The sequence below is a fragment of the Chryseobacterium endophyticum genome, assembly GCF_056333165.1.
This window is the reverse complement of the sequence record NZ_JBWGXE010000001.1, coordinates 25,323-47,930: the sequence shown is the minus strand read 5'-3', so window position 1 is coordinate 47,930 and position 22,608 is coordinate 25,323. Positions and strand designations below refer to the sequence as shown.

At 40.2% G+C, this 22,608-nt stretch carries 25 protein-coding genes; 1 reads left to right on the top strand and 24 read right to left on the bottom strand.

Annotated elements, in window-relative coordinates; genetic code table 11:
- The first annotated feature begins 1 nt into the window (after window position 1).
- The gene (locus AC0N32_RS00225) at window positions 2-2,014 is read left to right on the top strand and encodes an FG-GAP-like repeat-containing protein (RefSeq protein ID WP_476391873.1); all 2,013 of its coding nucleotides are present in this window, start codon (window positions 2-4) and stop codon (window positions 2,012-2,014) included.
- A 56-nt stretch (window positions 2,015-2,070) separates the two neighbouring features.
- Here AC0N32_RS00225 and AC0N32_RS00220 read toward each other — a convergent pair whose 3' ends face one another.
- The 24 genes from AC0N32_RS00220 to AC0N32_RS00105 form a co-directional block, all read right to left on the bottom strand.
- The gene (locus AC0N32_RS00220) at window positions 2,071-3,243 is read right to left on the bottom strand and encodes a DUF2062 domain-containing protein (protein WP_476391872.1); all 1,173 of its coding nucleotides are present in this window, start codon (window positions 3,241-3,243) and stop codon (window positions 2,071-2,073) included.
- 4 nt (window positions 3,244-3,247) lie between these two features.
- On the bottom strand, window positions 3,248-3,724 hold the full coding sequence (locus AC0N32_RS00215) for a hypothetical protein (RefSeq protein WP_476391871.1): 477 nt from the start codon (window positions 3,722-3,724) through the stop codon (window positions 3,248-3,250).
- Window positions 3,721-4,101, bottom strand: coding sequence for an ApeI family dehydratase (locus AC0N32_RS00210; protein ID WP_476391870.1), 381 nt, complete (start codon window positions 4,099-4,101; stop codon window positions 3,721-3,723). The genes AC0N32_RS00215 and AC0N32_RS00210 overlap by 4 nt, the downstream gene beginning before the upstream one ends.
- A gap of 4 nt (window positions 4,102-4,105) precedes the next feature.
- The gene (locus AC0N32_RS00205) at window positions 4,106-4,708 is read right to left on the bottom strand and encodes an outer membrane beta-barrel protein (protein WP_476391869.1); all 603 of its coding nucleotides are present in this window, start codon (window positions 4,706-4,708) and stop codon (window positions 4,106-4,108) included.
- A gap of 6 nt (window positions 4,709-4,714) precedes the next feature.
- Window positions 4,715-5,353, bottom strand: coding sequence for a flexirubin biosynthesis protein LolB2 (gene lolB2, locus AC0N32_RS00200; protein WP_476391868.1), 639 nt, complete (start codon window positions 5,351-5,353; stop codon window positions 4,715-4,717).
- A complete protein-coding gene (gene lolA2 / locus AC0N32_RS00195) occupies window positions 5,319-5,945 on the bottom strand; it encodes a flexirubin biosynthesis/transport protein LolA2 (protein WP_476391867.1) in 627 nt (208 codons plus the stop codon). The genes lolB2 and lolA2 overlap by 35 nt, the downstream gene beginning before the upstream one ends.
- A gap of 112 nt (window positions 5,946-6,057) precedes the next feature.
- Window positions 6,058-6,825 carry a polysaccharide deacetylase family protein gene (locus AC0N32_RS00190; protein WP_476391866.1) on the bottom strand — a complete coding sequence of 256 codons (768 nt, stop codon included), beginning with the start codon at window positions 6,823-6,825 and terminating at the stop codon, window positions 6,058-6,060.
- Window positions 6,826-6,991: 166 nt separating this feature from the next.
- Window positions 6,992-8,053, bottom strand: a complete 1,062-nt coding sequence (locus AC0N32_RS00185) for a beta-ketoacyl synthase N-terminal-like domain-containing protein (RefSeq protein ID WP_476391865.1) — start codon at window positions 8,051-8,053, stop codon at window positions 6,992-6,994.
- Window positions 8,050-9,249, bottom strand: a complete 1,200-nt coding sequence (locus AC0N32_RS00180) for a beta-ketoacyl-[acyl-carrier-protein] synthase family protein (protein WP_476391864.1) — start codon at window positions 9,247-9,249, stop codon at window positions 8,050-8,052. The genes AC0N32_RS00185 and AC0N32_RS00180 overlap by 4 nt, the downstream gene beginning before the upstream one ends.
- A 78-nt stretch (window positions 9,250-9,327) precedes the next feature.
- Window positions 9,328-9,585, bottom strand: coding sequence for a phosphopantetheine-binding protein (locus AC0N32_RS00175; protein WP_294225820.1), 258 nt, complete (start codon window positions 9,583-9,585; stop codon window positions 9,328-9,330).
- 95 nt (window positions 9,586-9,680) lie between these two features.
- The gene (locus AC0N32_RS00170) at window positions 9,681-10,220 is read right to left on the bottom strand and encodes a 3-oxoacyl-ACP synthase (protein WP_476391863.1); all 540 of its coding nucleotides are present in this window, start codon (window positions 10,218-10,220) and stop codon (window positions 9,681-9,683) included.
- Window positions 10,221-10,239: 19 nt separating this feature from the next.
- Window positions 10,240-10,527, bottom strand: a complete 288-nt coding sequence (locus AC0N32_RS00165; protein WP_476391862.1) for a type II toxin-antitoxin system RelE/ParE family toxin — start codon at window positions 10,525-10,527, stop codon at window positions 10,240-10,242.
- Window positions 10,524-10,763, bottom strand: a complete 240-nt coding sequence (locus tag AC0N32_RS00160; protein WP_476391861.1) for an addiction module protein — start codon at window positions 10,761-10,763, stop codon at window positions 10,524-10,526. The genes AC0N32_RS00165 and AC0N32_RS00160 overlap by 4 nt, the downstream gene beginning before the upstream one ends.
- A gap of 34 nt (window positions 10,764-10,797) precedes the next feature.
- Complete coding sequence (locus tag AC0N32_RS00155) at window positions 10,798-11,943, bottom strand: beta-ketoacyl synthase N-terminal-like domain-containing protein (RefSeq protein ID WP_476391860.1); 1,146 nt, start codon at window positions 11,941-11,943, stop codon at window positions 10,798-10,800.
- A gap of 46 nt (window positions 11,944-11,989) precedes the next feature.
- Window positions 11,990-12,430, bottom strand: coding sequence for an acyl-CoA thioesterase (locus AC0N32_RS00150; protein WP_476391859.1), 441 nt, complete (start codon window positions 12,428-12,430; stop codon window positions 11,990-11,992).
- On the bottom strand, window positions 12,405-13,673 hold the full coding sequence (locus AC0N32_RS00145; protein ID WP_476391858.1) for an ABC transporter permease: 1,269 nt from the start codon (window positions 13,671-13,673) through the stop codon (window positions 12,405-12,407). The genes AC0N32_RS00150 and AC0N32_RS00145 overlap by 26 nt, the downstream gene beginning before the upstream one ends.
- Complete coding sequence (locus tag AC0N32_RS00140; protein ID WP_476391857.1) at window positions 13,660-14,415, bottom strand: ABC transporter ATP-binding protein; 756 nt, start codon at window positions 14,413-14,415, stop codon at window positions 13,660-13,662. The genes AC0N32_RS00145 and AC0N32_RS00140 overlap by 14 nt, the downstream gene beginning before the upstream one ends.
- Window position 14,416: 1 nt before the next feature.
- The gene (darH, locus tag AC0N32_RS00135; protein WP_476391856.1) at window positions 14,417-15,412 is read right to left on the bottom strand and encodes a BtrH-related acyltransferase DarH; all 996 of its coding nucleotides are present in this window, start codon (window positions 15,410-15,412) and stop codon (window positions 14,417-14,419) included.
- Between the two features lie 35 nt (window positions 15,413-15,447).
- A complete protein-coding gene (gene DarG / locus AC0N32_RS00130; RefSeq protein WP_476391855.1) occupies window positions 15,448-15,852 on the bottom strand; it encodes a flexirubin biosynthesis protein DarG in 405 nt (134 codons plus the stop codon).
- Between the two features lie 5 nt (window positions 15,853-15,857).
- Window positions 15,858-16,301 carry a hotdog family protein gene (locus tag AC0N32_RS00125; RefSeq protein WP_476391854.1) on the bottom strand — a complete coding sequence of 148 codons (444 nt, stop codon included), beginning with the start codon at window positions 16,299-16,301 and terminating at the stop codon, window positions 15,858-15,860.
- Window positions 16,302-16,323: 22 nt separating this feature from the next.
- A complete protein-coding gene (locus tag AC0N32_RS00120) occupies window positions 16,324-16,755 on the bottom strand; it encodes a hotdog family protein (RefSeq protein ID WP_476391853.1) in 432 nt (143 codons plus the stop codon).
- Window positions 16,755-17,894 carry a dialkylresorcinol biosynthesis protein DarB gene (gene darB / locus AC0N32_RS00115; protein WP_476391852.1) on the bottom strand — a complete coding sequence of 380 codons (1,140 nt, stop codon included), beginning with the start codon at window positions 17,892-17,894 and terminating at the stop codon, window positions 16,755-16,757. Before darB ends, AC0N32_RS00120 begins: the two co-directional genes overlap by 1 nt.
- A 1-nt stretch (window position 17,895) precedes the next feature.
- Window positions 17,896-18,810 carry a dialkylrecorsinol condensing enzyme DarA gene (locus AC0N32_RS00110; RefSeq protein WP_476391851.1) on the bottom strand — a complete coding sequence of 305 codons (915 nt, stop codon included), beginning with the start codon at window positions 18,808-18,810 and terminating at the stop codon, window positions 17,896-17,898.
- A gap of 42 nt (window positions 18,811-18,852) precedes the next feature.
- Window positions 18,853-22,503, bottom strand: coding sequence for an MMPL family transporter (locus tag AC0N32_RS00105; RefSeq protein WP_476391850.1), 3,651 nt, complete (start codon window positions 22,501-22,503; stop codon window positions 18,853-18,855).
- Between the last annotated feature and the right edge of the window lie 105 nt (window positions 22,504-22,608).

Genomic DNA, 22,608 nt, shown 5'->3' with positions numbered 1-22,608 from the left:
CATGAAAAAAATATTACCCTTTTTTATTTTATTATTGAATAGTACCTGGGCTATGGCGCAATTGACATGTGCCACAGCGGTCCCTCTTGGATTAGGAACCGTTACTGCTCCCAGCGTAACCGGAACGCCACCAACCACAGCCTGTTCCTTAGGAACTCCCGGCACTAAAGGCTTGTGGTACAAATTTACGCCTACAGAAAATAAAAGCATTAAAATTGCCACCTCTTCTGCGGGACAAAATGCAGATACTCGTCTCATTGTATTTTCCGGAAACTGTAATGCATTGACTTGTGTTGCGGCAAATGACGATAGTGCAGGGGCATTTTCTGCCGTCACTTTCAATGCGGTAGCAGGAACCACTTATTACATTGTATTTGATAATAAATATTCTGCATTAGGCTTTAATATTACCATTTCTGAAGTGGTTATCGTTCCGGATCGCTTATCTTTTGTTCCGCAGTCGATCTCTGTGCCAACGAATTTTAACAACTGTATCGTCGATATGAACGGCGATTACCTCGATGACATCGTATCAGTGATGAGTGCGACGCAACTGATGATCTCTTATCAGCAGCCTGGCGGAGGATTCAATAATGTTACCTATACGGTTCCTTCTACCATCATAACACCATCCTGGAGCATTGCGGCAGGAGATTATGACAACAATGGCTACAACGACCTTATTTATGGTTCCAGCAGCGGAGTTGCATTTCTAAAAGCGAATGCCACCGGAACAGCTTACACATCCGACAGAAAATCAGAGTCTTTCCTGGTACAGAGAACCAATTTTATAGACATCAATAATGATGGAAAGCTGGACGCTTTTGTCTGTGATGATAACGCCCCGAACCGTTATTATATCAACGACGGAACGAATATGAACCATAATCAGGGCGGACTGGGAGATTTTCCTTCCGGCGGAAATTACGGTTCGATATGGATTGATTATGACAACGACGGCGATATGGATCTTTTCATCGCGAAATGCAGCGGCGGAGGTTCCGGCCCCGGCGGAAATATCGATGAACTCCACAGAAATAATGGTAATGGAACCTTTACTAATGTAGCGGCGGCGGCAAACATGGCAAATCCCGTTCAGACATGGTCTTCCGCATGGGGCGATTTTAACAATGACGGATGGATGGACGCCGTAGTGGGAATCAACTCCAACAGCAACGGTCTGAGCAAAGTGATGAAAAATAACGGGGACGGCACATTTACAGACAAATCGGCAGGATCGGGATACGATGTTGTTTATGATCTAAGCCGTGAATATGTAGCGCACGACTTCGATAACGATGGGTTTTTAGATGTTTTGGGAGCAGGAAACAGGATTATGTTTGGCAATGGAGATTTTACATTTACCCCTAATCAGACTGCATATAATTTTGATTTCTATGATCGTCCGATCGGAGATTTAAATAATGACGGATTCCTGGATATCCAAAGCGGCACTACCATCATGATGAATGCCGGAAACACGAATAAATGGCTGAAAGTAACTCTGAAAGGTACCCAAAGCAACAGAAACGGAATCGGGGCAAGAGTAGAAATATATGGATCATGGGGCAAACAGATCAGAGATGTACAAAGCGGAACCGGTTTCGCAAACATGAGCACACTGAATGCTCATTTTGGAATCGGGCAGGCCACGGCGATTACAAAAGTTATCGTAAGATGGCCATCCGGAGTGGTGGATGTCATCAATAATGTGACGCCAAACACAACCCTGAATGTTGTAGAAGGTTCATTCCTTAATACAAGCGAGGTGCAGGAAGTTCAGCAGGCATTGGCGATATATCCGAATCCGGCTCATGACATGGTCTATTTTAAGGCTCAGAAAGATTTTGTTCCTACTGAAGTTAAAATTTATGATCTTACCGGAAGAGTGGTATTGCAGAGCAAAATTGAAGGAGATTCAGTTTCTGTAAAACAATTGAATGCGGGTAATTACATGCTGGTGCTGACAGATAAAAATGGAAAAAGACTTTCACAGAAGCTAACTGTAAAGTAATTATTTATATTAATCAAAATCATGCTGCAGGATCGAAAGGTCCTGCAGTTTTTTTATTAACTATCTTCAGGATTAACCTTGTTTAAAAATAAAAAAGTAGCGATTCCTGAAATTACGGACATGGTAATGGATAATATAGCACTGCCAATGAGATATTGCAGGAGATTGTTTTTTACCAGGTCGAAATTCAGTTCCTGACTGAAAATATTGCTGTCTCCTTCCACAAAAGGTGATCCTAAAAAAAGTGATGCCGCAATGATGAAAGGGATAAAAGGAGGTAAGCTGACATTGGAAGCCACAAAAGCAAGAACCTTATTTAGTTTAAAAAGTACCGCCAAAGAGATGGTTAAAAGGGTATGAAAACCCCAAAAAGGCGAAAACCCTATGAACACACCAAGAGCAATGGAAAAAGCTTTTGTACGGTTGGTTCCGTCGCTTTCCAGTACATCTTCCTGAATAAATCTTTTAAAGCTTTTTTTTCTGAAATTAAGGATAAAGTTGCGTGGAATAATATACACTAAAGTAATCGTTACCAAAATGGTATTGAGAATGCTGATCCGCGTAAAATCTTTGAACGGCCTGAAATGCGATACCCTTTCTGCAGGATCGTACAACACTTTCACCGGAACGTTCTTTACCGGCACATGCCTCCAGGCAGTTCGTACGATAATCTCGATCTCAAATTCAAATTTCGGGGTGAAGTATTTCTTTGGAATTTTATGTAAAGGATAAAGGCGGTAGCCGGATTGGGTATCTTCCAGTTTGATCCCGGTCTCAAACCAGAACCAGAAATTGGAAAACCGGTTTCCGAAGCTGCTCTTCTTTGGAATGCCGTCCTGGGCCATATTACGGTTCCCGATCAAAAGGACATCTTCTTTTTCGTAAAGTAATGCTTCCACGAAAACGGGAATGTCATCAGGATAATGCTGCCCGTCGGAATCGATGGTGATGGCATAATGATAGCCGAGTTTCTTTGCCTTCCTGAAGCCGGTTTTAAGGCCATTTCCTTTGCCTTTGTTTTCCTGTAAATGGATGACGTGAAGTTGAGGATACTGCCCTAAAATCTCCCTGGTGGAGTCGGTAGAGCCGTCGTTGACCACAATAATGTCCTGCGTATAATCGAGAACGCCGTCAATGACTCTTTTCAGGGTTTTCTCGTTGTTGTAAGTCGGGATTAAAACACAGATTTTCTTTTCAAGAATCGCGTTTTGCACTTCGGGCAGGGTCATTGTGTTATTTTAGGGTTGCTCTTTCGGCCGGGGTAATGGTTTTGGACTGTGCGGCGAAACGTTTGATGTAATTTTTCAGGGCGGTATTCTGCTTGCTGTAATTATTCAGAAGAAATGCTTTATCGTCTCTTAGGCTTCCTCTGTATCCTACGATTTTCGGAATGTTTTCCTGAACGCTCATCCGGATTACCCTGAGTTCGGCATTATTGGGATTGCTTTTGATCACTGCTTCCAGGTTGGTTGCTCCGGATTTCACCAAAGCTTTCCGGTTGGATTTGGCAATCTTTGCTTCCATAATCTGCGCAGCAGCCTTGTATCCCTGGATTACGGCATCCGAGCCCGCAGCTTTTTCGGCCATATTGATGAAAGATTCCGTATTCGCATTGGAAGCATTGGCTTTTGCGTAGCTTTCTCTCAGCGATTCAAGATTCGACTGGAAAAAAAGGACGAAGGCCGTTATGAGGGAGAACATAAATTTCATGAGGTCAATTTTTGGTAGTTAACTGACATTTTTAATGCAATAGTCTCGCCAAAGGATGTGGTATTTTTTACTTTCACTTCTCCTTCGGTCTGGGTAATATCCAGCTGCAGCTTCAGGTCCGGTGTTTCAAATGGATTGATAATGGCCATGAATTTTACATTGGAAGCCGTCTTCAGGAATAGGGGCAGACCGGTAAATTCTTCAGAAAGTTCCTTTACGATCTGCATCATGCATACACCCGGCGTTACCGGATTTCCCGGAAAATGTCCTTTGAATATATCATGATCTTTATTCAGGGAGATGTTGGCCGTATAACTTCCGTTTTCGGCCTGCTCGTAAGACTGTAAAGTATAAAAATCCGTAAGAATAGTCTGCATAGAATTATTTTTTCATGTTAAAGGCATAATACACGCCGGCCTGGAACGTGATGTTCGAATGGTCGTTGTAAAAGGAGTATACCGGGACAAAACCTTTTTTTACCCTGGCTTCAACCCCGAAATGATCGGTGATGTCAAATCCTGCTCCTGCCGTAATGCCCAGGTCGATTTCATTAGCGGCATCGAAGTTTTTCTGTTCCACCAGAAATTCCAGCGTGGGGCCGAAATGGATATTGAATTTGTTGAAATAGAATTTGTTAACCAACTGAATACTCACATAAGAAGCCGTAAGCGTCTGTCCGTTCCAGTTGTTGATATTGGTTTCCAGTTTTGCGCCTTGTCTTGAGTAATTGATCTCCGGCTGCAATGCATAAAACCGGGCAAACCGGATATTGCCGAAAAGTCCCAGATAAAGATCGGTTTTATTTTTAAATTCCATATTGGGATCGGCATTGCCGTAGTAATCTAAATCCATATAAGAATACCACTGGGCTTTGTTGGTAAAATGCGAAAAATTGGCACCCGCCCTGATTCCCGGATTAAAAGTTACCTGTGAGAAAGCAATGGCTGAAATGATTAACGTAAATAAAGAAATAAGTTTTTTCATGTGAATTTATTCGTTTTCGGTTATCTGGAATAGTTTTATGTTTATTTTAAAATCTTTATGCTGAAGGTTGATACTGTCCGCGAAGATATGTTTTTTTGCCTCAAAAGTAAAATCGATTTTTTCCTTATTGTTTTTCGTGTAAATGATCTGTTTCAGCAAACCGTTCTGTTTGTTAAAAAATAAATAATAGGCTTTAGCATCGATCTTTGAAAGGTAAATGCGGCTGATTTCATTTTCAAAACTTTCGGCCACGGGATATTTCTGCCTTAAAAGCTGCTGAAAATCGTCTTTCAGAAAATTAATGACGATTTTTTTATCCAGATCGGGAAGGACATAATTGAGTTTAAAATCATCTCCGGAAATTTCAAAATCGATTAATTTGTTTCCGAAATCTGAAGTCAGCACAACGCGATGGGTCGTTTCATTAATTTTTTTTAATATCAGGATTCCGCTGACGTGATTTTTGTAAATATCCATCTGGCATTTATACACATAGTCTTCCTTGGAGGAAAAATACAGATTTTCCACCATTTTTTTTTCTGTATTCAGAACAGGTTTCGCATCCGTAAGCTTATAGGTTTTACAGGATACGAACGATGTGAAAATCAGGCTATAAGCTAAATTCCGAAGCAGCAACCGGTGCATTGATCTTTGTGTTTTTGAAAACGATATTGGTCGTGTCTCCCGAAGCTTCCGTCATGTTCACCTGTGAAACCGTCGACTGGTTTTTAGGAAAATACAGTTCGATCTGCTTAATGTATTTGAGCAGCTGTGCAGATTTGGGGGTGAATTTCGCAATATTGAAACTGCCGTTTTTGAAGTAAGCTACGGAAAATTCCGGATCGTTAAACATTTGTCCGTTGGAACTTCCGACAATCAGCTTATTGATCTTCTCGAAGGTTTTGCTTTTGGCATCTACGGCTGATTTTTTCCCCTGGTCGTTGATGAAAATCTTATTTTCCTTAAAGACAATACTGTACTGATAAGGCTTTGTATATTTCCAGCTCAGCATATTCGGGGTTTTTAGTGACATCTTCCCATAGGTAACGATATTTTTATCCAGGAAATCCATTTTTTTAGTCTGGTTAAAATCACTCTGCAAGGTCTTGATCTCTTTGGCTTCCGATGATACTTTGCTTACAAAAGCTTTGGCTTCCGCTCCCGACATGGCTGTATTCTGCGCGAAGGATGATCCGGAAACGGATAAAAGCATGGTGATGAAAAGATTTTTAATCATTATATAACATGTTTAAATTCAACCATAAAATAATATCCCATTTAAAATTTTGTAAATGAAAAGCTCACCAAAATGTAAAGTAAAACCTTTCAAAATGATCCCCTTTAAACTTTCACTTATTAAAAGCTTTTGGTCCTTTTACGGTTAAAATATTATCAATTGTAAATGTTGAGTAATTTTTATCCTCCAAAAATACTAATAAATTTACCAAAACATTGTACGTTTTTTCCGAAGTGTCATGAAGCAGGATGATGCTGCCTTTTTTCACTTCTTTGGTAACTTTCCGGTAAATTTTATTCTCATTTTCGGTAATGGTATCCAGTGAGCGCACGTTCCAGCCAATGCTTTTTTTTCCGGTCAGCTTTATCGCTTTGGCAATATTCGGATTGGTAACCCCGAAAGGCGGGCGGTACAGATAGGTCTTCAGATTTCCGGTTTTCAGCATGACTTCATCACACTTTTTCATTTCTTCCACCATTTTTGAGGTGGATAAAAACCCGGTCTGATTGGAGTGTGAGTAGGTATGATTCCCAACAGCATGGCCTTCATTAATAATCCGCTGAAAGGTTTCGGGATATTTTTCAATCTGTTTTCCGATGCAGAAAAAGGTGGCTTTAATATTATTTTCTTTTAAAAGATCTAAAAACTTCGGGGTAAACTCCGTCGGTCCGTCATCGAAAGTCAGGGCTACTTCCTTTGTTTTTGTTCTTTTGTGTGTAATGCTATTGACAAAATAGCCAAGCTCGATATCAAAGGATCCCCAGATTACCATGGCTGAGAACATCAGAAAACAAAACAGATATACCCAGACTGTCCCATGAAACGTATAGATAAACACGTTGCAGAAGAGGTAGAATAGGATAAATAAATAATGTTTCATTATATTTCTTCGTTATCAATATTCAGTTTGTCGATATTTTCCTTGACCAGTTGCTCCAATCGGTTAAGCTGATGTGATATCAGGTTAATTTATGCAGGTGGCGCTTGCACAATTTGAAAATGTTGAAAAGGTCGAATATGTTGAGAATACGTATATAAAAAGTTTTTTAAGCTCTTTCCAGCAAAACCAGACTATGGTCGTTTCCACTAAGATGATTGTAAAGTAAAATATTCTTTACTTCCTCTTTTTTCACCTCATTAATTCTCATTACTTCCGGGATTTCCTGTTTTTTCAGGATCTGGCAAGCCATAAACGTTGAAAAACCGCTGGCGGTATTGAACTCTCCGCTTAGATGTTTATAATACAGCAAAGCAGAGTCCGTGAACAATTCCATGGCTTGTGTATAATAAGCATCAGACTTTGCATCACCGCTGAAACCCAGAATTACGGCATCGATTTCATTATTCTTCAGGTTATTTTCAGCTAAAAAATCTTGAATAAAATCTTGTATTTCTTCCAAGTCCAGCCGGTTGGTGATCCGGATGTCTTTCAATCGGGCATAAGAACTGTCCTTTTTATCTTTGCTCATCACAAAAAAGCTGGCGCCTTCGCCCCAGACAACGCCGTCCGTAGTTGAGTTCAGGTAATCTACAGGAAGATGTTCTTCTTTTTTAATAGTTTTGTTGAGTTCATACAATTCCATTGTTCTTTCGGTTTGTTCATCTGTGGAACCTACCAGAACATTTTCGGCTTCACCATCATTAATCTGAAGTTTAGCATCTAAAAATGAAAATTCGAGTGATGAAGAACTGTTTACATAGGTGAAATTATAAGCGTGGCATTGCAGCCCCAATGCAATCTGTCCCGCAACGGTATTATGGGTCGACTGGATAAAATAAGTAGGCGTAAGAAACTCTTCGTTGTTGTCCAGCACATTTTTCAGAAATTTTTCGGAATCCTGCGAACAGCCGATTCCGGTTCCTACGATAATCGCATCCGGGTTCTCGATTCCCGCTTCCTTCAAAGCATATTGAGATGCCACGGAGCTCATTTTTACCGTTTTAGACATTCTCCGGATCATAGCCGGCGGAATGAATTCTTTGTAAACGGGCTCAACGGCTTTGAGAACCTGGTTTGAGTTAAAGGGATGAAGATTTTCAAAGAAATTTTCGTTTAAAGTGTCCTGTACAGAGATGCAGGCGGCACTGTTGATATAAGCGTCCGTCATGATTTCGAGAAAATTAGGGTTGAACAATTTCCTCCGAATCCGAACGAATTGGAAAGGACGTGATCTATATTTTTTTCTTTTAGTTCCGTCACCGGTGTCAGGTCAAATTCTGCCATTTTGGTTTTGAAATTCAGGTTTGGGAAAATAAGGCCGTTCTGGATGGCCAGTAATGAATATACGGCTTCAATTCCTGCCGCAGCAGCTAAAGTATGACCTGTAAATGCTTTTGTAGAACTGAATTCAGGAACTTTTCCTTCTCCGAAGATCCGGATCATTGCGATTCCTTCCGAAAGGTCGTTGTTTGGCGTTGCCGTCCCGTGAACGTTGATGTAATCGATGTTTTCTTTATCCAAACCGGAGATTTTCAGAGCTTTTTCCATGGCGAGATAAGCACCCTGTCCGTTTTCCGAAGAAGCCGTCTGGTGGTGAGCATCGTTGGCATTTCCGTATCCTGAGAGATAGCCGATGACTTTTTTATTTTCTTTTTGGACCGCCTCATCAGATTCCAGGACAATGAATGCCGCGGCTTCCCCCAGATTCAATCCTTTCCGGTTATTGTCAAAAGGTGTGTTGTAGGAATCGGTAAGAATCATCAGCGTATTGAACCCGTTTAAGGTAAATTTGGAAAGCGCGTCTGTTCCGCCGACGATTACCCGGTCCAGAACACCGTTTTTAATAAGCTTTGCCCCCATCATAATCGCATTGGCTGCTGAAGAACAGGCGGTGCTGATCGTGGAGACCATGCCCTTTAAACCTAAATAATCGGCGATTAATAATGAGGAATTGCCTGCATCATGGGAGTCAATATATTTTTGCTTGTCAGGAAAATCTTCGTACGTGTAGAAGTAGTTTTCGGTAACATCCATTCCGCCGACACTGGTAGAGGAGATCAGACCTGTTTTGTATTCATTGATATCCGAAATCCCAGCGCTTTCGATGGCTTCTTTTGCGGCAATCATGCCAAACAGGGCTGTTCTTGTCGCATTCTTTTCATCTTTCAGCTGAAGTCTTTCCATCAGCTGTGCGTTGGAAAGCTTGATTTCTCCGGTTTTGATATGTCCGGCGTGGCGTGTTTCAAACAATTGGATGTCTGAAATCCCGTGCTTCCCGGACTGTAATGAACTCAGGTTTTCTTCCACGTTGTTCCCGATGGAAGAGATGATGCCCATTCCTGTGATGGCAATTTTTTGACCCATGTTTAAAAATGTAACAATATATCAGTGTAACAGTTTACCAATGGTTAGAATGTTACACTGATATATTGGTATATTAATTTATTTTGTTCTGTTTTCTTCGATAAATTTCGCCATCGTATCGATAGAGGTAAAAATTTCCTTTCCTTTCTTGGGATCGGATAATTTGATGCCGTATTCTTTATCCAGAAGAACGATCAGCTCAAGCGCGTCGATAGAGTCAAGACCAAGACCTCCGCCGAATAAAGGATCCGTATCCTGGATTTCCTCTACCGCAACATCTTCTAAATTAAGAACTTCAATGATTTTGTGTTTTAATTCTTCTCTTAAGTTTTCCATATTTTTTAAAATTTACCAATGTATCAATCTACCAGTTTACCAATAGGATATTACTGAATATGATTGTTACAATGTTATACTGTTATATTATTAAATTACGCAGTCAGCAAATATACAAAAGCTTTATAACTTTCCTGATAAAGTTCTACCCAGCCGCACAATACTTTATCGGCTTTTCCCGACTGTATAAGCTGTCCGGCATAGCTGTTTACAAATTCTTCGTCGAATTCATCCAGTACAAAAAACGCATTTTCGGTCTGCATCTTGTGCCGGATACTGATCTCACCTACACAGATGTTGGGCAGCGTGTATACAAAAACCGCAGGACTCGGAAAATAGTTTTCAGGTGAATTAATGCTTTCCTGATATTTGGAATCGGTATCCAGGCTGGAGGAACGGTTGGCAAAAACCAGGCCGGTCCGGCTGTGATCTTCATTTTTTAAGATTATTTCAGAAGCCAGGAAAGCCAGTTTGCTGAGGTTATCCATTTTGTGAAATTTTGGATAGCCTAACTCCATGCTTTTATAGGCTTCTTTGGCGAAATCTGAAAAATTTCCGACAGGGAGTTCAAAAACGGTTTCGTCGTTCAGAATAATTTTTGAATTTTCGATGAGGCAGGTTTCTGTTTTCTTCATGAATACGTTAAAAAAAGGATTAGGGCTTCCGCTCCGGGTTTTGATGGGCATTGAAAACAGACAGAATAATTACTCTGTCATCCACCGTATCGAAAATGATAATGTAGGGAAACTTACGAAGATAGGCTTCTCTATATTTACTTCCTTTGATCTGAAAATGTTTTGGGTTATTTTGAATCTGAAGAAAATATTTTTCAACCTGCATGAGGAATTTTTCCCCAAGGCCTGTTTGCATGCTCTCATAGTAAATGTAGGTCTCCAAAATTTCAAGACCCGCCTCTTCCTGTACGATCAGTTTATACATCATTTTAAAGAAGCTTTCGCCTTTGCTTTTACTTCCTCCCAGGTAAATGATTTTGATTCTCCACTGATGTACTTTTCTTTTCTCTTATCAAGCTCTTCATAAAACCATTCAGGAACAGACGGCTGATCCTCTTCCTGCTCTTCAGCATCAATAATCCCGTTGAAAATCCGCAGGATCCTGTCGTCTGCCGTCTCAATGAATTCGTGAATTCTTTTTCTGATTTCTAAGGTAGATTCCATTTTTTAAACTTAATCTATCAAAAATACGAAATTATTATTTACATTTTTCCAAAACAACCGCCGCATTACACCCACCGAATCCGGAAGCGGTTTTCAGAATATATCGGATGTCTGCAGGTTGATTTTCTCTGATGATATTCAAAGATTGGGAGATTCCCTGCTCTTCAAAGTTTTTGGATGGGATCAGGGTGCTGTTCAGGGCACTTTCCATGGAAATGATGCTTTCCAGCAGTCCCGAAGCGCCCAGGCAATGTCCGTAATAGGCTTTCATGCTGTTGAGGGGAATATGCTGCAGTTCCATCCTGTTGAAGGCAATGGCTTCCATTTCATCGTTGTAAATGGTTGCTGTACCGTGGGCGGAAATAAAATCAATCTCTTGCGGGGAAACCTGTGCTTCTTTCATGGCATTCCTGATGCTGGCAAACAGCCCGTCGCCTGTTCTGGAAGGGCCGGAAATATGGTTGGCATCATTTACTGCCGAATCTCCGGCTATTTTAAAACTAAATTTTTCGTTCCCTGTAGGTTCGGAAGTTATATAAACGGCTGCTGCGGCTTCACCGATGTTGATGCCGTCCCGGTTTTTGTCATAGGGTTTACAGATTCTGGTTCCGATGGCCTGAAAGGAATTGAAGCCCGAAATCACAAACTCCGAAATCTCATCACCGGCGATGACAAAAGCATCTTTGTATTTTCCTGCCCGGATCATATTTTTCGCAACGGCCATAGCCATCACTCCGGAAACGCAGGCATTGGAAACAACGACAGGTTTGGTTTTAAATCCGAAAAAATCGGCAATTTTTTGAGCCAGGCTTGAAAGAAAAGCACCTTCCGGTAATGTTTCTTGATTTTTTAATAAACTGATATTCCCTTTTGTGGTGGATAAAATAAAAGCCGTACCTTCTGAAACGGGATGTTTTTCAACCAGAGGTTTTAGGCTTAACAGGAACATCTTTTCCAACCGGGTAAAATGCTGTGGGTTTTGAACTTCAAAGACTTTATCAAATTTTTCATTGAGTTTTTCATCCTCTATCATGGAAGCATAAAAAGGCTCCTGATTTTCGATAATCTTGTGTAAGGAAACACCGGATTTCCCTTCTAAGAGAGCATTCCAATTCGAGGAAACATCAAAACCCAAAGGCGTGATGCAGTTATAATCCGTAATGTAAATTTCGTTGTTCATTCATTAATGAAATTTTCGATTCATATCTGGTAAAGCCAAAATATAGCTAAAGTCCCATTTTATCTTTCCATGCCTGAAAAAATTCAGGATTGTATAAGCATAAATTATTATCGGAATCCAGAAAAACCTGAATGGTTTCTCCCGAACAGACCAGCTTGTCTTCCTGGTTAAAAAGTTCGTACCGGTAAATTAACTTGGCAGAAACCGAATTCACGAATGTCGTAACAATCCTGAATGTTTCCCCGTATTTCAAAGGAAGAAAATGTTCGCAGGTACTTTTAACGATGGGGGTTACAAAACCTGCTTTCTGAATATCAAGGTACGTTAAGCCGTGCTGTCTTCCGAAGGCTTCTCTTCCGTCTTCGAAATAGACGATATAATGGCCGTGCCAGACAATTCCCAGCGGATCTGTTTCATTAAATCTTACCCGTACCTCTTCGGTACACGTCAATATATTTTCTTTAGACTGCATTTTGTTTTCTTTCATAAAATAATGAAATACCCACCATTGCGATGTAGAATAAAAATAAAAACGTAATTTCTTTGGCAATACCGCCGATTCCGCTGTTTCTTAAAATAATATCATAATACGCATTCAGCCCCCAATTCATCGGAGAAAATTTAGCGATGGTCTGCATAAATTCGGGCATTAGAAATACCGGAACCCAGATTCCTCCGATGGCTGCCAGAACCACTACGGAAGTCGCTCCGAATGGGGCCGACTGTTCCTGTGTATCTGCTATCGTTCCCAGTAAAACGCCGAATCCGATAGCAGCCAATCCCGCAAAGATCGTTACGATAATCATTGGGAACATCTTCCCGGTAACGTCGAACTGTGGCAGATCCATATAGGGGAACAGGTAAATCCCGACGGCCACCATCAGCAAAAACTGGATGACACAGATGATAAGATACGTAAAAGTCTTTCCGAGGATGTGAACGAAATAAGGCGTCGGGCTGATTCTTGCCCTTACACTGGTTCCCTGGCTTTTTTCTTTAACTAAATTAATCGATAACGGCACGACGATAAAGAAAATCGCAAATAGTGCCCATGCCGGAACATTATGCTGAACGGAATTCGGCATCACATCCATTTCCCCTTTCTTCGGAGTGATTTCTTTAAAACCGATCAGGCTTTTGTCTTTTTCAAGATCTTCCGTAGTACCCAGCTGATCCTGGAATGCTTTGTAGATCTTTTTATTTTCGATTTCAAAGACCATTTTGTTGATGGAATTCATCACATTATTTTTGAATCCGATGTTGGTGGCCGGATCAAAATACAAATGAATCTCTTTGGCTTTCGGGGCTTCTTTCTTTAGTTTTGCAGAATCTGATTCCAGGCCGAATGAACTTACAATCGTCTGTACCTTGGAATCGATATTGGAATTGATGTCTTTCGTTAAATGCTCAGGAATAACGATCGCCATCTGGTAATCTCCGGAAAATACGGCATCCTGTGCGGATTTTTCAGTGAAATCGGTCAGCAATTCAAACGTATTGCTGTTTTCAAGTTCTTTTTTTATGCTCTGTGAGACTTCAGACCTGTCGTGATCGATGAAAATAACCGGAATTTTCGAGCCTTCCAGGTTTTTAAACGTGGAATCCTGGATCAGGGTGATCGTGATGATCAGCAGCAGCGGCATTACGAAAATAATGACGATCCCTCCGATATCTCTTTTCAGCAAAAGGATTTCCTTCACAAAACTTCTCCACAATTTATACAACAACATCGCGTAATTCTTTTCCGGTTAATGAAATAAAAACATCTTCTAAATTTTCCGCATGGGCAACTTTACCGATCAGTTCTTCCGGTGTTCCTACCGCGTGGATTTTACCATGATCGATGATCGCAATTTTTGTGCAGAATTCCTCAGCTTCCGAAAGGTGATGCGAGGTGTAAATAATGCAGGTCCCTTTTTTATTTAAATCCAAAAGATAATCGATTATCGCTTTTTTGGACTGAACATCCACGCCAACAGTAGGCTCGTCCAAAAAAAGAACCTTCGGGTTATGAAGTGTTCCGGCAATCAGGTTGCATCTTCGCTTCATGCCTCCGGAAAACTGTTCTACTTTTTTATCGGCAAATTTTGATAAGCCCATGATTTCCAGAGATTCATCAATAGCTTTTTTTAAATTTTTATGGCTTAACCCGTAAAGGCTCCCGAAGAACATCAGGTTTTCCCGGGCAGTCAGCGTAGGATACAAGGCATATTCCTGCGGAACGATGCCCATGATCTGCCTGAGTTTAAAACCATTTTTCTGGTGGGAGAGTCCATCGATCGTAAATTGTCCCGAAGTCGGTTTTATAAGTCCCGAAAGCATAGAAATCAGAGTGGTTTTTCCAGCTCCGTTGGGGCCAAGGATTCCGTAGATTTCATTCTTATCGATGATCAAAGAAATATCGTTCACCGAAAAGTCTTCAGCATTTTTATATTTTTTGTACAGGTTTTTTATCTCTATGAAATGCTCCACGTTATATCGCTTTTCTGAGTTTTTTATAGAAAGCTTCTTCCAGGTCGGCAATATGAAGCATGGTTTTTGAAAGCTGGTTGTAGATGTCGCTTTTGGAATTCCTGTTTTTATATACCCGGGCAATATCTACGGCAAAATCTCTCCAGAGATCACCGATCATTGTAATTTCTTTGGAGAGTTCGTTGAGTTGGTCATTTTTCAGGGTAACTGCCGCTTCCTGTAAGAATGCTCCGTAAATGAACCTGAATCCGCCGCCGCCAGTACCGATTTCTTCCTGCATCCGGATCAGTTGTCCCAGATAGTGATTGGTGGTTTTCGTGCCTTTTTTCTCAGCCCATTTCGGAATGCTTTTCGCGACCCATCTCATGGCTTTTACTCCGATGATCGGAACCGGAGCCAGCATATTTTTGCAGGTATCTTTAATCCCTTTTTTAATGGCTTCTTCCAGATTCACTTGTTCCGGAATATAGGTCGGGTAATACATGTGTCCTTTCGGGGGAAGCGCGCCTTTGGCATATCTTACTTTTTCCAGCTCGGCTTCGGTAAGGGTCGTGGTGTAATCCATCACCGGATCGCTGATCAGGAATTTTCCGTCTTCCTTGCCATACACCACAAGATTATGGGCATTGAAATGGAATTTATATTCTTCCGGAAAGTAGGTTAGGTTAAAAACGCCCACCTGAAGACCTGTGGGAATATTGTTTTCCAGGTTTTTTTCCAATGCTTTCTGAGCTTCATCCGGATTGGAGAATTTCAGTCTTTTAATTTTAATTCCCAGTCTTTTTGCGGCTTTGCTGAAGATCGCTCCGGGCATCGGGCGGTAGCTGAATCCGGGTGCGAAATTTACTTTTAAAAAAGGGAGGTATACAAAGAATAATCCCGAACCGATCCCGAAGATCATCGGCTCGCTGAGTTTCAACCCTTTGTTTAATAATAAATTGGAGGCAACACCGTTCTCGCAATGCGCAGTCTGATGGTGTTCAAAATTAAGTTTCATTCTTAGCTTGGTATTACAGAACCCGCAAGGTTCCTTTATTTTCCGTTGAAATTTTTGAGTTCATCTGTTGAAATTCCGAAGGCATCGGCATATTTTTTCAGGACAGATTCGCTTAGTGTTTTGAATACTTTTGGTTTGCCATGTCTTTTTACACGCCACTGCCACATCCCGACATAAGCTGCCAGAACCTGAAGGTCCATTTTATTAAGCTCCATGAAGTAGACGATAGGGCTTACGGTGTTGCTGGCGACGTTCTGCCTGGCTTCTTCAATCCTTTCGCTGATCAAAGCCAGAGATTCCTCCAAAGCAGCTTTCTTAGCTTCCCAGCCGATGCTGTTTGCCGTGGTGTAATTGTTATTTTCATCCGTTACATACAGTACTTCTGTCATGTTGGCAGATTGTAAGTTGCTTTCGTCCTGTGGAAGATCTTGTTTTTTCATTCGTATTAGGGTTTTACTTCCTGAATAAACAAATTTATTTCAGCTCTTATTAATAATTCATCGTGATGAAAAGCTTCACAAAAAATATGGCAGATATTCTCAAATTTCGAAATCAGTGAAGCTTTGGAAATGATTCGGTCACCTACTTTTGGTAATGCAAAAACTTCAATTTTCTTTATGTTGGTAATGAAGCCGATCACTTTTGTGTGGGCTTCCTGATTTTCAAAGAAGCTTTGACCGAGGATTGAAGAGCAGGTTTGTGCCAGGTTTTCAATCAGTCCTGCTTCTGCAAACTCATTATGATGAACAAAAATGTTGTTTTCTTTGATCTCGAAGGAAGTCACTACTTTTTCTTCAGTCAATTCCAGAATGTAATCTGCCATGAGCATCGGCTCGCGGTGTGGCAGGAAATTATGTATATTGATGATGTTTTCTTCCTTGATTTCCATGATGTTACATTTTTAATCATAATTATTTTACAACAGTTTTCATCTGGCTGCCGGCAATCACCTTATCGTTCAGTCGGGTAGTGGTGTCAACTAAGGTTACGCCCATGATCTCACTGAGGATTTTGACTTCCGTAGTAAGAACATCTCCTGCTTTTGGGAGAGTATGGGCCTCGAATGTTTTTATGGCGCCGATATATCCCGTCGGAGCTTCTTTTCCCAGAAGATAAAATTTGTATCCGGTATGAAGGGCTACGCTCTGTGCCTGATGTTCAATGAGCCCGGATGCCTGAAAGATTCCGTCCTGAACAAAAATGTTTTCCTCTTTGATTTTAAATCCTGAAACCAGATGATTTTCAGAATATTCGTCAATACGGTCCACCATTACAAATGGAGCTCTTTGAGGAATTAAGCTTTCCACAAAATCCTGATCAGAGGTAGGCAATTGGTTTTCCATTAGCAAACAGTTAATAAAGCGCAGGAATAGGCAAATCTTCCGCTTTCAGGAACGCAGAGAAGTACTTTTTCACCTTTTTTAAGCTTTCCTGAATTCATAAGCTGTTCCAGGGCGATGAAAATTGATCCCGCACCAATGTTTCCTACTTCTGAAAGATTATAGAACCATTTTTCCCAAGGGAAATCGAGCCCTACATTGGCAAATTCATTTTTTAAACCTTCTTTAAAATAACCTGAGGAAATATGTGCCAGCACATGGTCTATCGTATTCGGGTCAAGATTGTGCTTGTCGAAAGATGATCTTAAACTTTCGGCACCTTTTACCAGAATGTATTTATCTAAAATTTTCGTATCCTGCTTTAATGCAAAAATAGATTGCTTCAGCCATTCATCTGATGGATAATCTGCCCAGGATTTTAAGCTTCCGTCTTCCTGCTTTTCACAACCTGCATACATACAGGCTTCTATTTCGTGAGCGTAAGAATAAAAATCGATGAATTCGATCTTCAGGGAAACCTCATTTTCTCTCGGCTTATTTTCCAGAAGGAAAGCTCCGGCACCGTCAGAAAGCATCCATCTCAGGAATTCTCTTTTGAAAGCGATAATGGGTCTTTCTTCCAACAGAGCCAGGTTTTCTGCCTCATGGTTGAATTTATCTGCCGTCATCCATGCAGACATTCTTTCGGAACCTAAGCAAACCGCATTGTTGTGAACGCCGGCTTTTACGGAAAGAAATCCGTAATTGAGGGCATTCATCCCGGAATTGCAGAGTCCGGAGGCTGTATTGATGGCCAGGGGTTTGTTGATATCAAGCTCACCATGAATCATCGAGGCATGGGAAGGCTGGATCTGGTCAGGAGAAGAAGTTCCTACCGAAAGGAGTTCCATATCCTCTTTTCTGAATTTATCATCAAAAAGCTGCTTCACTGCATTGGCTGCAATCTGAGCATTGGTATGGGTAGGATTTCCTTCTTTGTCTAAAGCATAATATCGCGTCGTGATTTTATTATTTCTTAAAATAAGTGCTTTAGCTTTAGATTTTGCGTCATTTATATAACCAAGATACGTTTCCATTTCATCATTAGAAACCGGTTCATTCGGCAGGTATGTTGATGCTTTTGTTATAAATACGTCGTACATTCTATTTTATATTAATTCCTTGTAAATATTCTCTTTGTTTTTTTCTTTTAAACCAAAAGATAGGTGTTGTAAGCAAATGTAAAACCAAAACAATTGGTGAAATAATCCAGATTGCAGCCATCAAATATACCTTAAAGAATTTGATCAGCAAAGGTCGCTTTTCTTTTTTCCTGATAATGAGGTTAGACCAGACTTTGAAAATCTTGTTTCCTACTTTTTCCACCCTTACCAGGAAGGCCCTGATTTCTACCGCACCGTTCTTTACGAGCTCGGGCTGCAGCGTTTCCAGGGTGTTTTCTGAAAAATGCTTTTCAATAATCCTTCCGTATTTCGGGGAGCCATTGATTTCTTCGTCTGAAACACCCGCGGCAGGAAGCATTCCTGATTTCTCTTTTTTCCCGGTGGTCATCCAGCGAAGAATCGTCAGTACACTGGTGTAATTGTCATGTCTGTCTACAAGAGCGATATTTCCGACCAGCCTGGCTTGCATTTGTTTTAAATATACTTTCAGTTTTTCCTGGGAAAACATCCACATATTCCTAGTTCCGGAAATCGTAACTACGGGAGTGTCTTTGAGTATATTTTCTGCAAAACCACTCTTCAGGAATGAAATGATCGGAATGGAAGGCGTAAGATACCATACCTGATATCCGAAAAGAATCAAATCGAACTTTTTGTTCAGGACCTCTTCCGGCGGTGGAAGAATTTCACTCGGAATCTGAAGGTAAGATTCGGGAAACGTGTTGAAAAATACATCACCGGACCATGGGAAAGGAAAATCTTTTTTCAGTCTGATGTTGTAGTACGTCACGTCATATTGCTCACTTTTTTCCTCAAACGGGAGGGCGATATTTTTTACGATATCTTCCAGCTGTCCGGACTGAGTGTAGTATATAACCAGTATATTTTTTTTCATTAATTCTTTTTATCCGTTACAAAAATATGCTTTTCATATTTATTATTCAGAACTAAATACTTTTAATGATTCAGAACTGAATTTTAGTGCGTAGTCAGCATTGTTTACCATTCCGCTTTTTACATTACAAAAGATGATAGTTCCGGGAAGCTGCTCCAGTGAAGCGATGTCAAAATTTTCATCTGAAATCAGCAATACGTCAATGTTTTTATTGATTTCACTCATGCTTTCTATGTAATTGATCTTCCTTCTTTTCACCAGGTAATTCTGTCTGGCAATCTGTCTTTTTTCGTTATTTTTAATATGACTGAACATTCGTCTTCCTGCCTGCTGAAGCGTCAGTAAAACATCTTTCTGTCCAAAATCATCGGCGATATGAAGGATATTCGCATTTTTCGGAATATGTTTATTCAGCTGAAAATAAACACTTTTATTCTCCTTGAAATCTGCTTTTACTTCACTTACCACTTCATTATCTTTATATAAAAAGCTTAAAAAAAGTTTTTTCTTAAAATAATTTTCATCTTCAAGCTCTCTTCTCAAACCGGCAAATTCTTTTCTGAAATGAGCATTGATTTTTTTTGCCCTTTCTGAATAATTTAATCCAAAACTCGGATCTTCTTTTTTAATCCGCTCACCAATTTTTACGGTTATTGAGCCGTCATAAATGATAAAATCTCCTTTGGGTAAAACTTCAGAATTCCCATGGATATAAATAGGTAAAATATCAAGGTTAAACTGTTCAGCCAGATAAAATGCTCCTTTATGAAACCTTTTGATGTCATTGGTATAAGAACGCTCCGCCTCAGGAAATACCACCAGCGAATAGCCCTGATTGATCTTTTCCTGCAGTTTGCTCATCCCGTTTTCAATACCCTGAGATACGGGATAAAATCCCATGGCCTTTACCATTTTCCCGAACACAGGGGATGTATATACCCAGTCATTGACCAGGTAAACGATCTTATGAGTCGCCATTGCAATAGCCAAAGTATCCAGGAACGACGTATGATTGGCAATAATGACTGCCGGCCTGTTGAAATCTTCTTTCGTAACTTTAATGACCTTTTTCCTTACCCATGGATTCGTAAACAGCACGGAAGTTAAAAACCTGGCGGAAATTAATTTAAAAAAGTTCAGGGTTTTTCCTTTTGAATTTTTGGCGAAAGGGCTGATGATCAGTGAAAAGAATAGACCTCCCAATCCATAATACAGGAAAGAAAGGATTGAATGTAAAAAAAGTCTGAACGTAATCGGCGAAAGTCCTTTTCTCGCCCTGTTGGTAATCAGCAACCTGAACCAGAAAGGGTACAGGGTTGAAGTAATAATGATCACCGAAAACATCCCAATTAATGCTACCAGCGCCAGCGAATGAAGCGCCGGGTGTTTGGCAAAAATCAGTGAGCCGATCGATAAAATAGTCGTAAAAACGGCCAGGATAATGGATGTCCTGTAGGTCGGAAGTTCATTTTTTCCGGTCGTATGTTCCTTTTGCATGGCCTGCGTAAGGAAGATGCTGAAATCATCACCTACACCAAATACCAGCGTACAGACCACGGTACTGAAAATATTAAGCTCGAGCCCCAGAAAGTATAAAATTCCAGCTGTTACAATCCCGGTAAGAACAATCGGGAACATGGTAAGAACCGTAAGTTCAAAATTCCTGAAAAATACGATGATCGTGAGAATAATGGCTAAAAGAGAATAATTGATTAGGGTATTGAACTCCCTTTTCAGCAGGCCAAGGAAATTCTCATTCATCTGCTGGCGGTCGATGGCCAGAACATCGTGTTTTTGCTCAATATCTTTAATGAAAGCATCTCTTTTGCCTTCATCTACTTTCACCACATTAGAGACCGTAAAGAATCCGTTTTCCTCACTCAGGAATTCGGATACCTGCAGCGCCTTTATTTTTTCGTAGTCCTTAAGGCTTATCGGGGTATAGTTTTTATTTAAATGATCATTAAACTGGTTGAATGCAGCGCTGTTAAAGCCATATTCATTTCCATTTCTGATCAGCTCCGACATTGTAGACGCTTTTTTTTCTTTCGTCCAGAATGTATTCCATTCTTTTATTTTTTCATCCTGGTCTTTTTGTGATAAAACCACCTTTCCCAAAGAATTATAGTTCATGATTTTCCCTTCCTGCTTTTCTTTTTCAAGGAAACCGCTCAGCGCTGAATTTTTCGTAAGGGCTTCTTCCGCAGAATTCCCGTAAGAAATGGTATAAATGGATTTTGAAGTGATATCCGAAAGCTTCTGAAGTTTCGCTTCACTGATCTTGAGGTCTTTAGGAATATAATTCAAATCTCCGATGTCCTCATTAAACCCGACATGCCTGAACCCAAACAGGCAGGCAATAATGATTACCGAACAGCCGATGATCAGAGGTTTGTTCTTTTCGTAAGGATAAGCGCCTATTTTATCGATAAAATTGGTGTTGGCTTTCTTTTCTTTTTTCGGATGATACAATTGAGGAACGATGATTAATGCCGTGACCGAAGAGAGGATCACGGTAATCGCGGCAAATAGGCCCAGGTCTTTTAGCGCTTCCGAACGGACAAATACGAGGCACAGAAAAGAAACAGCAGTCGTTGCACTGCTCAGTATGATCGGCTGGGTGATTTCTTTGTAAAGCTCTTCTATATTGTTGTTGTGCTTGTAATGGGTAAGAATATGAAGCGCATAATCGATCGTTATCCCAATCAGAATAGCACCTACACTCAGCGAAATAGCCGAAATTTTATCTTTAATAAAGTATAAAATCAGTAAAGCCAGTAAAACCGAAAAAACCGTCGGCAGGAAAACAATAATCGGGGTAAAGAAATTCCGGAAATAATAAATCAGTAGAATCAAAAGTACGGTCATGGAGATCATCACGGTATTCTGAATGTCTTTTTTGATCTGCTGGGCATTGGCCACCGCTATGACAGGGGAACCGAAATAGCTGATTTCCGTTTTGCCTTTAAATTGTTTATTGAGGTGATCTTTTATTTCATTAAGTTCATTGACGAAAGTTTCATTGTGTTTGGTGTCGTTGCTCTTATTTTTTGGATCGATAAATAGCAGGAGATTTTTTCCGTCTTTGGTAACGATATAGCTGTTTTCGAGTTTAAAATCCTTACTGATATTAAGCGCGTTTAATTTTTTAATGCCTAAAAAAGTAATTCCAAGGGGATCTTTTTTGATGAATTCCTTCGTGACTAAGCTCGTGGGAGATGCCAGTGAAATATAGTTACTTTCTACCTGTTTTGAAATACTGTCCTTATTCAGTTTTCTTTCGATTTCCTTATAATCATTTTCATCTAAAAATAAGGGAAGGTGCTGATTGACAAAATCAAAAGTCTCCGAAATTTCATTGTCATTTACTTTTCCCTGAATGGAACCTATATACTTCTTTAAAGGCTCCGTTTTCTGCAAAAAGGCGTCGGCAGTCTCGGAAAGCTGGAAGTTATCTTCCTTCGATTTATTTTCAATGATGACAATAATTTTGTCTGAAAAGTTGAGCTGCTTGAGAACTTTTGCCGTAAGGTCAGACTTTTCATTTTTCGGGATGATCTGATTGATATCTTCTTCAAAATTGATTTTTGAAGCGAAAAAGCCGCATGCCACAGCAATTCCTACCGCAAAGAGTATGGATAAAAGCCTGTTTTTAGAGATCAGGTAATATAAAAAAATGAAGAAACGATGCATCAGGTTATCAAATCAAGTTTGCAAATTTAATTTTTTCATTACAGTCTGAAAATTTTTAACATAAGTTTGTCTGAAAATCAATAAAATATTTAGTTAAAATCGAAA